We start from the raw sequence: 13,503 nt of genomic DNA on the forward strand, positions 1-13,503 counted from the left end.
GTCCCGAGCCGGCGTCGGGGGTGCGGATGCTCGGATAGCGCGGACTGCTCGAGCTGGGCGATGCTCGGTCGGTGGCCTGGCCGGCTTCTCCCGGATCATCGGGCCGAATCGAGCCGAACCCTATCGGGTTGGGCCGACCCGAACAGGGTGTGCCGGGGCGCCGGAAGCTCCGGCGGCACGGACGGTGTGAGCTGGTCGCGATGACCGGGGACGGAGCCGCGCCACCCGGGTCATTACGCGGATGAGGCTCCAGGCCGGTTCGGGTCGGGCCCGGGCCGGTCGCGGTTTGGGCCGGGTGCGGTTCGAGCGGTCGCGGGCGCGGATTACGGTCCGGCCGTCTTTTCCGCGCGGAAGTGTCGATTTGCCCGGCACTGGATCGTCATCTCTGCGCAAGGGTGAACGCACGGATACTGGATCCGGCCCCTGATGAAGGAGGAACCGATGCGATACGCGTTTCTGATCCACAACGAGGAGCCGGCCGAGGGCGAGATTCCCGCGGCGGCGATCGAGGAAATGCAGCGGGCATTCGATGCCTACGGGCGAGCATTGCAGGAGGCCGGGGTGCTCGTCGGCGGAGATATCCTGTTTCCGCAGGCGGCGACGACCACCGTGACCAGGCGCACGGGCACATTGCAGGTGCAGGACGGCCCGTTCGCCGCGACGAAGGAGGCGCTGGCCGGGGTGTTCGTCCTCGAAGTCCCCGATCTGGATGCCGCGCTCGGCTGGGCCGAGAAATGCCCGGCCGCGACCTACGGGACGCTGGAGGTGCGGCCCGTGGCCACTGCGTGTATCGCCGGAGAATGGACGGCGTCGTGTGTCGCCGGAGATTCGACGGCGTGAGTCGTACAGAGGCGATGGTGCGGGCCGCCGACGCGCCCCCCACCTCCTACGGCCGGTTGCTGGCGTTGCTCGCCGCCCGCTGCGGCGATGTGTCCATGGCGGAGGACGCTCTGGCCGATGCCTTCGAACGGGCGGTACGGCACTGGCCGGTCGAGGGTATCCCCGCCCACCCCGACGCCTGGTTGCTCACGGTGGCCCGCAACCGCATCCGTGATGTCGTCACCGGGGCACCCGTCCGCCGCACCGTCGCACTCGACCCGGTGTTCCACGATCCGGGCCTGCTGGACCGGATCGATCCGGACGCACTGGAGGACCGCCGGCTCGAGCTCATGTTCGTCTGCGCCCACCCGGCCATCGATGGGCCGACCCGGACCCCGCTGATGCTCAACACCGTGCTGGGTTGCACCGCCGAACAGATCGGCCGGGCGTTCACCGTGCCCACCGCGACGATGGCGGCGCGCCTGACCCGCGCAAAGAAGCGAATCAGGCAGGCGCGCATACCGTTCCGCGTGCCGGAGCGTGCCGAGCTACCGGCGCGGGTGGACGCGGTGCTGGAAACCGTCTACGGCGCATTCGCCATCGACTGGCACACCACCGGCCGCGAACGGAACGAGTCGCTGACCGGGGAGGCACTCCACCTGGCCGAAGTACTCACCCAGGTCCTGCCCGACGACCCCGAGGCACATGGCCTCGCCGCCCTCATCGACCTGTGCACGGCCCGCGCGGCCGCGCGCACCGATGCCACGGGTAACTACATTCCCTTGGAACGTCAGGACCGCGGTCGCTGGGACGCCGATCTCGTCGCGCGCGGCCACGCTCATCTCCGCCGCGCGTATTCGTTCGCGACCCTCGGCCGGTATCAGCTCGAGGCCGCGATCCAGGCGGCCGAAGGCGCCGGCGCCGATCCCGTCGTTCTCCTCGACGCCCATCGCGCGCTGCACCGTTTCGCCCCGACGCTCGGCAGCGCGACCTCACTCGCCGCGGCGGCTGCCCGGGTACACGGGCCCGCCGCCGGGCTGTCGATCCTCGACTCCGAGGTCGACGACCGGCGGTTCCAGCCCGCCTGGGCGGTCCGCGCCCACCTGTGCAGTCTGCTCGGCCGCATCGACCAGGCGTACGTCGCCTACACCAAGGCGATCGACCTGTCACACGATACTGCCGAACGCCAGTTCCTCATACGGGCACGCGATGCTCTGGGCGGGCAGTAGCAGCACTTCCGCTGCTCCCCGGCCTGGGTTCGCCCCACCGGGCGAGGTGGTAGGTCAGGTGTCCCGGGTCGCTCGTTCGAGGCCGGGGATCTCGCCGTTGCGGAAGGCATCGATGAACAGCTCGTGGTCCGCGCGGGTCCGGCGGGCGTAGCTCTGACCGAAATCGACCATATCGCGGACGAACTCCGTCTCGTGGGAGCCGATGGCCGCCATGATCGCTTCTTCGCTCTGGAAATCGACCAGGGTCTGCTCGGAGTCGGCGTCGGAGACACAGTGCATCCCCGCGGTGGCCTGGCCGAGATACTCGATGACCGGCCGCATCTCGGAGGGTTCGGTGAGGTCGGACCAGTCGAGGTCGCTCACATACGGGGAGAGTTCGGAGACGATATAGCCCTCCGCGCCGATCTCGGTGTAACCGAGCCACGGATCGGCGTGGGCCTGGAGCGCGCGCTGGGAGACGGCGGTGCGGTGCCCGTGGTGACGGAAATATTTCCGGATCCGCTCGTCGCGCACGATCCGGCTGGGTGCGGCCACATTTCCCTGTTTCATGGAAAGGATCACATCGTTCTCCAGGGCCTCGGTCTGCCCCTCCACGAGGATGTTGTAGGCGGGCAGTCCTGCCGACCCGATCCCGAAACCCTTGCGGCCCACAATATCTTTGACTTCGTAGGTGATGCTGCGGAAGCGTTTGTGCTCCGGGATGGTGTCGAGGTACCGGGTGAACGCGTCGAGTACCAGTGCGCGTTCGTCGTCGTCCAGAGTCCGGACCCCCTTGCCCGGCCGGAACCGGCGCTCGTAGTTCTCGACGACCGTGGTGCCGGCCAGCAGTGCGGTACGCGTATTCATCCGGGCATCCAGCAACACATCGTGCACCGGGCCCGTGGTATTCCGCAGGTGCAGTTTGAAATCCTGTTCGTCGCGGCTGCCGTCGTGGAAGGCGCGCACCATACGCACGTAGGAGCGTGCATAGGTCGCGATCAATTCCTCGATATCGGCATCGGATACCGCTTTCCGGCGGGCCAGCAGCGCCACACTGGCGCAGAACCGTTTGATATCCCAGGTGAACGCGCCGAGATAGGCCTCGTCGAAATCGTTGACATCGAAAACGAATTGGCCCGCGGAATCCATATAGGTACCGAAGTTCTCCGCATGCAGATCGGCCTGGATCCAGATCCGGCCCGTGCGTTCATCGGCCCACGGATCGTCGATGGCTGCCATATCGTGGTAGAAGAGGCACGCCGAACCGCGGTAGAACGCGAACGGGTTATCGGCCATCTTGCGGAATTTCTTGCGGAAGGCGTCCGGATCGGTGGCGATCATGTCACCGAAGGCGTCGGTGAAGACCTCGACGATCTCGGCTTTGCGATCGTGCGGGGTGTGCTCGCTCGTCCCGGAATGCGTATCCACGGTGTGGGCCGGTCCTCTCGTCGTGCCGTCGTTGCCGCCGCGGCGCCGGGCGGCGGTACCGGCTTCGATCGTGCCAGAACCGGATCTGCCACGCCCACTGCGCCGCGGACTCGAGCCGCCGCGATCTGTCGCCGTTGTCGCGGCAGGCGGCGGGTTCATCGGGCGATGCCCGGATACTGCGATCCCGTCGTGGTCGCGGTGCTGCTCCGAAAACACTGGATAGCTGATGCGTGCCGGTGTTCTCCGGCCGGGCCGCGGAATACGGCGGCCCGGAATCCGGTTCCGGTGAACTGGGGCATTGCCTGCGCAGGCGGGCAAGCCCCCGGGCGGGCGGCGGCCCGTCCCGGGTTACCGGACACACGGCGAAAACGGGTGAGCTGGGTTCACCTCGGGAGGATGACGGATGACGCTGCGCCAGTACGAGTACGCCCTCACCGTTGCCGAAGCGGGCTCGGTGACAGCGGCAGCGGAGTTGCTGCATGTAGCGCAGCCGTCGATATCGCAGCAGATCCGCGGCCTCGAACGTGACCTCGGCGTCCAGTTGTTCGCGCGTACCCCGGCCGGGCTGGTGCCGACGGTGGCCGGACGTGCGTTCCTGCGGGAGGCGGCGGTCGCCGTGAACGCGTCGCGGCGGGCGAAAGCCGCGGCCCGGGCCGATTCCGCCGAGCTGGCCGGCGAACTGGTGGTCGCGGTGCAACTGGGCTTCGGTGCGCGGCAGCTGCCGCGCGCACTGGACGCGCTGCGCCGCCGCTTTCCCCGGGTCGAGGCCACCGTCTTCGAGGAGCCGAGCGCCGCCGAACTCGACCAGCTGTGCCGCCGGGGTGCGCTCGACCTCGCCCTGATGGCGAAATGCGAGAAAACCCCCGAGAACGCGTATCCCCTCGGTGCCGAGGAATTCGTCGTGGTGCTGGGCGCCGGGCACCCGCAGCTCGCCGCGGACCGGGTCGAACTAGGCGAGCTGGGGGAGGAGTCGTGGATACGGTTCGGTAAAGACAGTGCGCTCGACGGCGTGCTGACGGCCGTGCTGGGCGATAACGCGCTCACCCCGGGCACGGTCGGCCGGGTATCGCAGACGGTGACGGCCGTGCGCTGGGCCGCCCACGGGCTGGGCGTGACGCTCGTGCCGGCCTCCGCGGTGCCCCACGGCTACGAACATCTCGCGCGGCCGGTGTTCCCGATCGTGTCGCAGCCTGTGGTCGCGGTGGTCCGGCGCGGCGCGGGCCCGGCGGAAGCGTCCCTGCTCGAGCTGTTGCGCCGGGAGAGCTGGGCCGATTCCGACCGCTTCGCGGCGGCGCCCTGACCGGGCCGGCGGGCTCGCACTGCCGGAACCGGCCGTACGTATCAGCCCCGGTGGAACTCGCCGCCGTCCACGACGAGACTGCCCCCGGTGAGCCAGCTCGCCTTGTCGGAGACCAGGAACATCACCGCGTGGGCGATATCGTCAGGCCGGCCTTCGCGTCCCAGCGGAACGGCCGGAGTGTCCACTCCGGCTGCCGCCCGGTCCAGGTCTGCCCATTGTGCCCGCGTCGTCTCGCCGCCGGGGGTCGCGGTCCGTCCGGGCGAAACGGTGTTGACCCGGATCCCGAACGGTGCCAGCTCCGTCGCCAGGCCCAGGCTGTAGTTCTCCAGTGCCGCCTTCGCCGCGGTGTAGTGCAGGAACTGTGCCACCGGGGCGGGGACGGCAGCCGAGGAGATATGGACGATCGCCCCCGAACCCCGGTCCAGCATCCCTGGTGTGAGCAGCGCGTCGAGCCGCACCGCGGCCAGCAGGTTGAGATTCAGCGCGTCCAGCCACTCAGCATCGGGAATGGCCGAACTACCCCGGTGTGGTCGTGCACCACCCGCATTGTGAACGACGATATCCACGCCACCGAGCGTTCCGTCGACGGCCGCGGCGAGTGCATCCGCCCCCGCCCTGGTCCGTACATCGGCGGCCACGAACGTGGCACCGTCCGGCACGGTATTCGGGGCCGTTCTGGCGGTTGCCAGTACCTCGGCGCCGGCGTCCAGGAATCGGCGCACGACGGCCGCCCCGATTCCACGGGAACCACCCGTCACAAGGGCCCGTTTCCCGGCGAGTTCTGCGGTTGCCGGCGCGTTTCCGACAGTGGTCATTGCCACCGTTCCTTTCGATCGAGTATCCCTACGCCCGACATGAATTAGACGAATATGCCTGAAGTGCAATTGTTTCGGGGATTCCGCTTTCGCTCCCCGTCGGGCTTTTCAACCGTAGGCCCGAAACGGGAACGGAAGCAAAGACGAAAAACCGGTGGACGCCATAGGGATTACCTATGCAGGGGGCCGATCTCATCGGTGACCGAGGGAACCGGCCGTGACACCATGGTTGTCCCGCCCGGGAACACAGTTCGCTAACCGACTCCGGCTGCCCGCAACGTTTCCCCGATGACCCGGACCAGTTCCCGGCTGTCCGACCGGCTGTCGCGGATATCGTGGTCGACCTCGATATGGATGAATTCCGCGCCTCGCGCGCGGGCCTGCACGGCCTGGACATTGGTTGTCGCGGCCAATTGCCGACAGCGTTTGCCGTTGTAGACGCAGGTGTCGAAACCGTTGTCCTCCAGATCGTCCGCCATTTGCCGCAGCAGCGGGGAGGGCTCGTCGACACTGCTGGACAGGACTACCTCGCCGTAGTCGTCGTCGTGTTTGTCCGCGGAGAAACCGTGCAACTGGACGACGACCGTATCCGCGCCGATCACCGCATCGTTGACGGCGGCGAAGGTGCTGTCGTCGCGGTGTGCGACGTCGGCGCTGTCGTCGCCGGCATTGCGGTGCGCTCCGGCGAGCATGAACAACTGCGCATCGGTTTCCGCGAAGAGCTGAGTGCCCATATCTTCGGTGTGTTTGTCCGCCACCGGGTGGGGGATCTGCACCACCACCGGTGAGCGCGTGGCGGACGGCGGCCGCGCGACGTAGAGGCCGTTGCCGGCGGTGGGCCGGCCCTGTTCGACCAGCCCCTCCAGCGTGTCGTCGTCGCCCGTGGTGATGTCCTCGAGCCGATAGGTATCGGGAACACGGTCGACGGTGCCCGATTCCAGCAGTTCGGTCACCGCGGCCGCGACGGCTGCGGCGGTCTCGGGCGACGGCGGCCGGTATTCGCCGGAATCGCGGTCGGGGCTGGTCTCCACGACCCGTGCCACCACCGACTCCAGCCGGGCGGGGGCAGATTCCTGTGGCCCGCATGCCGCGAGCCCGGTCACAACGACCATGCCCAGCAGTATGCGACGGCGAGTGGACCTCATTCGGCACTTCCTTCGACATCGGTGCGTACCGGGACGGTGATCGGGGTGGGGGCTTCGACGGTGTCGAACACCCGTCCGGCCGCGCCGGGGCCGGCCCAGGCGATCAGGCGGATATCGTCGGCCGCGAGCCGTGGCCCGCTCAGCGGATCATCGGGCGGCGCGAGCCGCAGGAAAGGGCGGGCGGCGACGACACCGGGCGGCACCACCGCATCCACCCGCACCTGCCGGCATCCGTCCGCCGGCCATTCGCCCTCGGGTATCGCGACCTCCACCGAACCCACGCTGTGCCCGGCGGGGGCGTTGTACCAGCGCAATTCCAGCTGTGAACCGGGTGAAGCCGACCGCACTTCGGCGACCAGCGACAACTGCTGCCCCGGTGCGACCGGAACCCGCTTGCCGGGCGCCACGTAGACATCGCGGGTACTCAACGGGCTGCGTACCAGATCGACGCCCTTGTCCGCGGAGTTGTCGTTCTCCCCCCATCCTGCATCGTCCGCGGATCGGCCGTCCACGGCTGGGGTTGCCGCCAGCGGGTCCACGCAGGATGCCGCGGCCGTTCTTCGCGCGGCCTGCCCGAACTCCCAGTCCGGGGCGGGCCCGCGCGGGTCCCCGGCCGGGCCGGTGTACATGTTCTCGAAGGCGCCGCGCCCCCACAGCAGGTCCGATCCGGCGCGGACGTTGCGCGCCGCACCGTCCACGTCCAGCCATCGGCCCGGGGGCAGTCGCCGGGGCGCACGGGCCGGTAGGGCGAGCTGGGCGCTGCCCGGAGCGGGTGGTGCCTGCACGCCGATCGCGACGCCGGGGTCGCGCATACGCGCGGTGCCCGGCACTGTTCCCGCCGCGACCCTGGCCACATGATCGGCGAGGGCCCCGACCACCGGTCGCGGGCGGTAGCCGTCGAGTATCAGCGGATCGATCCCGGTGTGCACCGGCACCCCGCCACGGATGTCGACGCGGGCCAGCGCCGCCAGTGCGGTACCGGAACTTTCCTGGTCGTAGAGCAGGTTACCCATCGATTCGAGCAACACCGACGGGCCCGCGGAGGTTATTCCCCCGAGCACATGGGGGTGTCCGGCGACTGCCACCCCGGCACCGGCCGCGGTGGCGGCGGCGAGCAACCGCCGCACGGTCGGTGACTGCTCGCGGCGGAATCCGTTACCGCCGTGGATCATGACGACCACCGTGCCGGCCTGGGCGCGCGCCGCGGCGACCGCCCGCTGCAGCCGCCCGGTCGAACATTCGGCCGCCCCGCCGCGGCCTTCGTCGGCGACATACGGGACAGGGGTCGTCTCGCCGTCCACGGTGGTACAGCCGAGGAAAGCGACCGAGCCGCGTTCGCGGTGGACGATCGCGGGGCGCCAGGCTTCGTCCTCGGTGTGTCCCGCACCGAAATGCGCCACGCCTGCCTTGTCCAGTGCCTCGACAGTGCTCTGTAGTCCCGGTCCCAGTGCGTCGTAACTGTGATCGTTGGCCAGCGAGACGATATCCACGCCCGATATGCGCAGTGCCTCGGCCGCTTCGGTACCGCTGGTCTGCACCCAGCGTTTGGTCGGATGGTAACCGGCGGGCCTGGGCACGCCGGGGTCGAGAGCGGGTTCCGGCACCAATGGTGTTTCCAGGTTCACCGCCGTGAGATCGGCGTCCTGCAACAGCGGTGCGACCGGAGCCAGCAGATCGGCGTGATCGGCGACGTTCGCCTCCGGCCCGAGAAGCGCCGGCCGGTTGTCCTGCGGTTCGAAGAAACCGCCGCCGAACATCACATCCCCGCCGAACCGGAGCGAGAGCGCCGCGGGTGCCTGCGAAGTGAGTGTGATCCGGGCGTGTTCGCCCGGGGCCACGGCCTGGGTACGCGGCAGATGCCCGGACGCCTCCGCCGCCGCGAGGGCCGGCCGGTCGAGTGGCATTGCGAAGCCCCCGTTCTCGTCGCTGCGGACCACCGAACCGGCCAGTCGCACGGTGGCATCGGGCACGGTCCTACCCGTTTCGTCGACCACGCTGCCGCGGAGAGTGCGGGCCGGGTCCGGGGCGGTGAAGTCCATGCGCACCGGCGCCTGCACGCCGACCGCGATCGCTGCCCCCACGGCCACCGCCGTCGCTGTCATCGGTAGCGCCCAGCGCCCGAACTTCCTCCGCGCACTCACAACAGGTCCTTCTCCTCGTTCCCGCCTCACAACACACCTGCCGCGATCGCGGCGGCCGCGATGAGGTTCGTCCCGGCGAAAACGCCCACCGCGGTCAGCGCGGAGCCCCACAGGGTGCGCTCCCACCCCTGCCGCTGGGCATCGTTGGCGAGCAGCGCGGGCACCATCAGGGTCGCGATGGTCAGGCCGCGCCAGGGGACGTAATCACCCTTCGTGAATTCCATGACGAGCAACTCCGCGCCCCACGCGACGATCGCGCCCACCAGCACCATCGTCGACAGTTTGCGCCGCCCGAAGATCAGCAGCCGTGGCATGAGAACCCGCACCACAAGGAACCAGGTGAGGACCGCGACGACAAGTGCGAAGACGATATCCGCCACCCGCGGGCCGACCAGGGCGAGGTAGGCGCCGGTGATGAAACCACCGGAACGCAACCCGACGGTGCCGAACACCAGCATGCCCACGAGGACGCTCAACGCGACCGCCAGCAACAGCAATTCGCGGGGATATCCGAGAACCGAGGCCAGCTGGGCACCTTCCGAGCTTTCCGCCCCGGGCGCGATGGACATCAGCGTGGCGACGAGCACCAGGAAGACCATCAGGATAACTGTGGTCGCGGCGATCGCCAGGGTGGTGCGCGCCGGTTGCTGCCGGGACATATCGTGCGCGATGATCCCGGGCACCAGGAATCCGATACCGGCCAGGGCGAACAGTGTGGGGTCGTAGTCACCCAGGATGCCGGCCAGTACGGTACAGATCAGGATGAGACCGAGCCCGACCAGCATCTCGCATTCGAACTTGCGGCGCCCGTACAGGATCAGACGCTTCGCCAGCAGCACACTGACCAGCAGATAGGTGACGTACCCGACCGCCACCGTCACCGCGATGGCCAGCGGAGCGGTGGCATTCAACGCCAGATAAGCCGGGACTATGGCACCCCCGGTGGTGAGCTGCATACGCTCGTAGAAGAGCATGCTCAGCACCACGCCCACCACCAGCGCGACACGGACGACCTCGGGCGCGAAGCCGTAATCAAACATACGGCCGCTCCGCCTGCGCGCCGTCCGGGCCCCGGCTGTGCCGCGCGGCCGCGCGACGGAGCCGGTCACGCCCAGCGACGCCCGTCGCGGATCGCGTGATTCGTCCATTTCGTCGCGGTGATCCGCGCCGCGAAGTTCTCGGAAATGGTCGATCAGCAGTTCGGCTTGATCGGTATGAATGTTGACCATTCCCACGAGCACACCGCTGTCGCCGTCGATGAGTCCGGCGACTGTATCGAGGATTTCGTCCAGGCTCGGCTGCACGGTCTCACCGAGCTGATGGATGCGTTCGGGGGCATATCCCCGTTCCGTCATCGTCTTGGTGACCGTCGTTTCGTAGGCGCCGAAGGTTACGACATGATCCAGGTACTGCGCCAGATCGTCGGGCACCAGATGCGCGAACAGTTCGGCCCGCCGGCCTCGGTCGCGGCGGTTGTTGAGAATGCCGACCACCGTGGCGCCGGGTGGGAACTGGGCCTGCAGTGTCGCGAAGGTCAGGACCACGCTTTCCCGGTCGTTGGCGGCGAACATCGGCACCCACAACACCGATTTGCCGCGGATATCGTAGGAGCGCAGGCGGACCACGCCGATATCGGGGACCGATTTCCACATGCCATCGAGTGCCGCCTGCCGGCCGACGCCTGCCAGCCGCGCGACCGCGAGGCCCACGGCGACGTTCGCCTTGAACTGCAGATAGTCGAAGCCGCGCATATCCTCGTCGTCGATGCCCGCCGGGTCGGCGTAGACGAGGGTGCTGCCCCGTTCCTCGGCTCGCTTGCGCAGCCGTTCCCGCAGATGAGGGCGATCCTCCGCGGTGATCAGCACACCGCCGCGGGGAATGGTCACCGACATGGAATCGGCGATCTGCTCCAGTGTTTCGCCCATCTCCTCCTGGTGATCCTCCCGGACATTGGTGATCACCGTGATATCGGAGCGGACCATATAGTCCTGCGAATACTCCTGGTACAGCGGCCGTACCGCCATACATTCGATGACCAGTGCCTCGACGTTCCGGTCGATGTGCTCGGCCACGACATCGATCTGCTCGTTGATATTCGCCGCACCGCGGCGAAAGATCGGCGTTTCCGTGCCGTACGGCCCGATCACCCGGGCGGCACTTCCGGTTGTCTTGGCGACGGTGACGTATCCGCCCTCCCGCAGGACGCCGGCGAGGAGCCGGGTGACGGTCGACTTCCCCCGGATTCCGTTGACGTGCAGGCGCAGGTCGAGCTGATGCAGGCGTTTGTGGTGCCGCCGCACCGAGATCCGCCAGTAGAACAGCAGCACCGCACCGATGACGAGAAGTAGGAGCAGACCGGCAACCGCGCGATTCACAGGATCACCCGGAGGCGGGTGGTTTCGGCCGGGTCCCGGTTTTCGGCGGGAGCCGTTTGCGTGGATTCGCGGGCCAGCGCGATCAAGGTGTCCGCATCCGGTGTCCGTTCGGTGTGGAATACCAGATTCGTCTGCAGCTCGGCGCATTCCGACAGTGGACGGCGCTGCTGGGTGGAACGGTCCGTGAAGGTGGCGCGACCGGCGGCATCGAGCAGTGGACCCACGACGTTCCAACCGGTCGTGGCACCAGTATCGGGGAGGATCGCCCCGAACTCCTGTTCCGACAGTGAGAACGGCACATCGCTTTCGCGTAGCAGGCTTTCCACCAGCCGCGCCACCGCACGTCCGGCCGACTGCCGGGCAGCCGGGGACAGGCCGGGATCGTCGAGATTCACCCGGATGATCAGAAGGCCGAGCGGACGGCGGTGTTCGCGGGCGCGCGCGATCTCCTCGTCGAGTCGTAACCGGGCATATTCGCCGGTGAGCAGACCGAGTGAGCCGTACACGGGTGCGGATATCCCGTTACCGGTGTCACCAGCCCGGGCCGCGCGCCGCGCCTGCGCTCCGGCCAGCCCGGCCGCCCAGCCCAGGGCGAGCAGACAGGCGGCGAGAGCGACCGCGGGCAGGAATTCGCCGGGATTCCAGATCCCGGTATACCGCTTCAGGGCGACCGCTGCCGTGGCGCAGACCAAACCGACGACCAATCCGATGAAGCCGTCGAAAACCAGCCCGGCCAGCGCGCACAACGCGGTGATCCCGAGCGCTGTCAGACCGAATGTCCCGGATTCGATTCCGGCCAGCAGCCCGCAGGCCGCCGCGAGAACCGCGCACAGGGCGATACCGGTCTGCTGTTCAGTCCAGCCCGGAGTCCTGCCCCCGCTCATCTGTTCCACCCCGCTTCCACCGAATCAGCGATATCGCATACGCGAGAAGGAAAATCCCCGTGCCGATTCCGCCGCGGATCGCCTCGTCCGCCCACGCCGTGTCAGGCACGGTCGCTCGGCCAGCGCGTGACGACCAGGGTCCCTGCTCGATTCGATCGCACCTCGGTGCCCGCGGCCGAGGCCACGATCTTCCCGTCGACAAACCTCAGATCCGATCGCCTGTCCGCCTCGGTCGACCCGTGCAGTGATTGGAAGCGTGCGAGGATCCGGGCTACGGCCGCGACCGGGAGCGCGCTTCCCACGGCAGTCACCGACAGGGTCGCGGCATCTCCTGTTCCGCCCTCCGGGCGGCCGGGCCGCAGGGTCACCCGCACCCGTCCGTCGGACGAGTGGTGCAGGACCACGGTGATCAACTGGGCGATCGCGCCCTCGGCCGCGAACCGATCACCGGATACCGGCAGGGGGACACTACCGAGATCGGCAGCGATCCGGCCGCGCCCCGAGATGAAAACAGCTTCGCGCACAGCGCGATTGACTGCCTGCCGCATCTCGAACCGCTGGACCACCGGTGTGCTCGCGTACTGTTCGGTCAGTGTTCCTGCCGATGCGGTCACGGAATCCAGCCGCTTACGGGACGCTGCTGCGAGACGGTGCAACCGGGGATCCTCGTGCTGTTCCGCGAGTTCGGCAAGCGATAGCACCGCATCGCTCAGGGCGGTGATCTCACCGGTCAGCCGACGGGTGACCGCGGGGGCCTCGGGGCCGCCTCCGCCGGGCTCGTCGATCGATCTCCGATGGACGAGCAGTCCGGCGATTTCGGCCAGCAGCCGCTTATCGGCGTCGCTCCACCGCCGCGGCCTGCGGTCCGCGACGCAGAGTGCGCCGGTGACCACCGCATCTGCCGTGTGCAGGGGATGTTCGAGGTAGGAGAGGATTCCGGGAATCGAGGCGTAGGGCTCACGGGTGCCGTCGGCACGCCGGCCGAGCGGTAACTGCCGCGCGATATCGTGGCCGTCGTGGTCCACCGCGCCACGTACCAGCCATCCGTTCGCCTCGAGACCGGAGACGAATGCCACCGGAACGTCGAGCGCAACTGTTGCGAGTCGGGCGATGCGTGCACAGAAGGGACTCGGCTCGCCGACGGCGCTCGGGATATCGAGGGGTTCTTTTCCGGGCAGCGGCACCGGGGTGGTCTCGGGGTGGGCCGGCGGCCGGGCGGTTGCCGTCATCATCCTTCTCTCGGAGTTTCCGGGTATATGCATTCGTTACCGATGAACCGAGGCAAACAAACGAAAGTGAACACGGGACAACACGAGAAACAATTGCGAAACAATCACCGGAATCGCAGGCCACACAGAAAAATAAGGCGTGAGGCGAAGGAGGAAAGG

Annotated in this window: 10 protein-coding genes; 3 read left to right on the plus strand and 7 right to left on the minus strand. The window is 68.3% G+C overall.

All coding sequences use genetic code 11. The annotated features are described in order from the left end of the window. The first annotated feature begins 441 nt into the window (after nt 1-441). Nucleotides 442-840, plus strand: a complete 399-nt coding sequence (locus tag ACFWPH_RS25850; protein ID WP_378754695.1) for a YciI family protein — start codon at nt 442-444, stop codon at nt 838-840. Further along, on the plus strand, nt 837-2,048 hold the full coding sequence (locus tag ACFWPH_RS25855; protein ID WP_378754696.1) for an RNA polymerase sigma factor: 1,212 nt from the start codon (nt 837-839) through the stop codon (nt 2,046-2,048). The genes ACFWPH_RS25850 and ACFWPH_RS25855 overlap by 4 nt, the downstream gene beginning before the upstream one ends. A 54-nt stretch (nt 2,049-2,102) precedes the next feature. On the opposite strand, the gene ACFWPH_RS25860 is transcribed toward ACFWPH_RS25855, so the two are convergent. Then, nucleotides 2,103-3,368 (minus strand): DUF2252 domain-containing protein, encoded by a 1,266-nt coding sequence (locus tag ACFWPH_RS25860; protein WP_378754805.1) that lies wholly within the window; start codon nt 3,366-3,368, stop codon nt 2,103-2,105. Nucleotides 3,369-3,858: 490 nt separating this feature from the next. Between ACFWPH_RS25860 and ACFWPH_RS25865 the strand changes: the two genes are divergently transcribed. After that, nucleotides 3,859-4,755, plus strand: coding sequence for a LysR family transcriptional regulator (locus tag ACFWPH_RS25865; RefSeq protein WP_378754697.1), 897 nt, complete (start codon nt 3,859-3,861; stop codon nt 4,753-4,755). A 41-nt stretch (nt 4,756-4,796) separates the two neighbouring features. On the opposite strand, the gene ACFWPH_RS25870 is transcribed toward ACFWPH_RS25865, so the two are convergent. The 6 genes from ACFWPH_RS25870 to ACFWPH_RS25895 all read right to left on the minus strand — a co-directional run bounded on the left by ACFWPH_RS25870 (nt 4,797) and on the right by ACFWPH_RS25895 (nt 13,344). Further along, nucleotides 4,797-5,570 carry an oxidoreductase gene (locus ACFWPH_RS25870; RefSeq protein ID WP_378754698.1) on the minus strand — a complete coding sequence of 258 codons (774 nt, stop codon included), beginning with the start codon at nt 5,568-5,570 and terminating at the stop codon, nt 4,797-4,799. Between the two features lie 254 nt (nt 5,571-5,824). Beyond that, complete coding sequence (locus ACFWPH_RS25875; protein ID WP_378754699.1) at nt 5,825-6,682, minus strand: hypothetical protein; 858 nt, start codon at nt 6,680-6,682, stop codon at nt 5,825-5,827. Nucleotides 6,683-6,711: 29 nt separating this feature from the next. Further along, nucleotides 6,712-8,856: a CapA family protein gene (locus ACFWPH_RS25880; protein ID WP_378754700.1), complete on the minus strand. Its 2,145-nt coding sequence runs from the start codon at nt 8,854-8,856 to the stop codon at nt 6,712-6,714. Nucleotides 8,857-8,882: 26 nt separating this feature from the next. After that, a complete protein-coding gene (gene pgsB, locus ACFWPH_RS25885; protein ID WP_378754701.1) occupies nt 8,883-11,231 on the minus strand; it encodes a poly-gamma-glutamate synthase PgsB in 2,349 nt (782 codons plus the stop codon). Then, nucleotides 11,228-12,115: a hypothetical protein gene (locus tag ACFWPH_RS25890; RefSeq protein WP_378754702.1), complete on the minus strand. Its 888-nt coding sequence runs from the start codon at nt 12,113-12,115 to the stop codon at nt 11,228-11,230. Before ACFWPH_RS25890 ends, pgsB begins: the two co-directional genes overlap by 4 nt. Before the next feature lie 101 nt (nt 12,116-12,216). Next, nucleotides 12,217-13,344 carry a GAF domain-containing protein gene (locus tag ACFWPH_RS25895; protein WP_378754703.1) on the minus strand — a complete coding sequence of 376 codons (1,128 nt, stop codon included), beginning with the start codon at nt 13,342-13,344 and terminating at the stop codon, nt 12,217-12,219. Between the last annotated feature and the right edge of the window lie 159 nt (nt 13,345-13,503).

The organism is Nocardia sp. NPDC058499, assembly GCF_042719915.1.
GTDB lineage: Bacteria > Actinomycetota > Actinomycetes > Mycobacteriales > Mycobacteriaceae > Nocardia.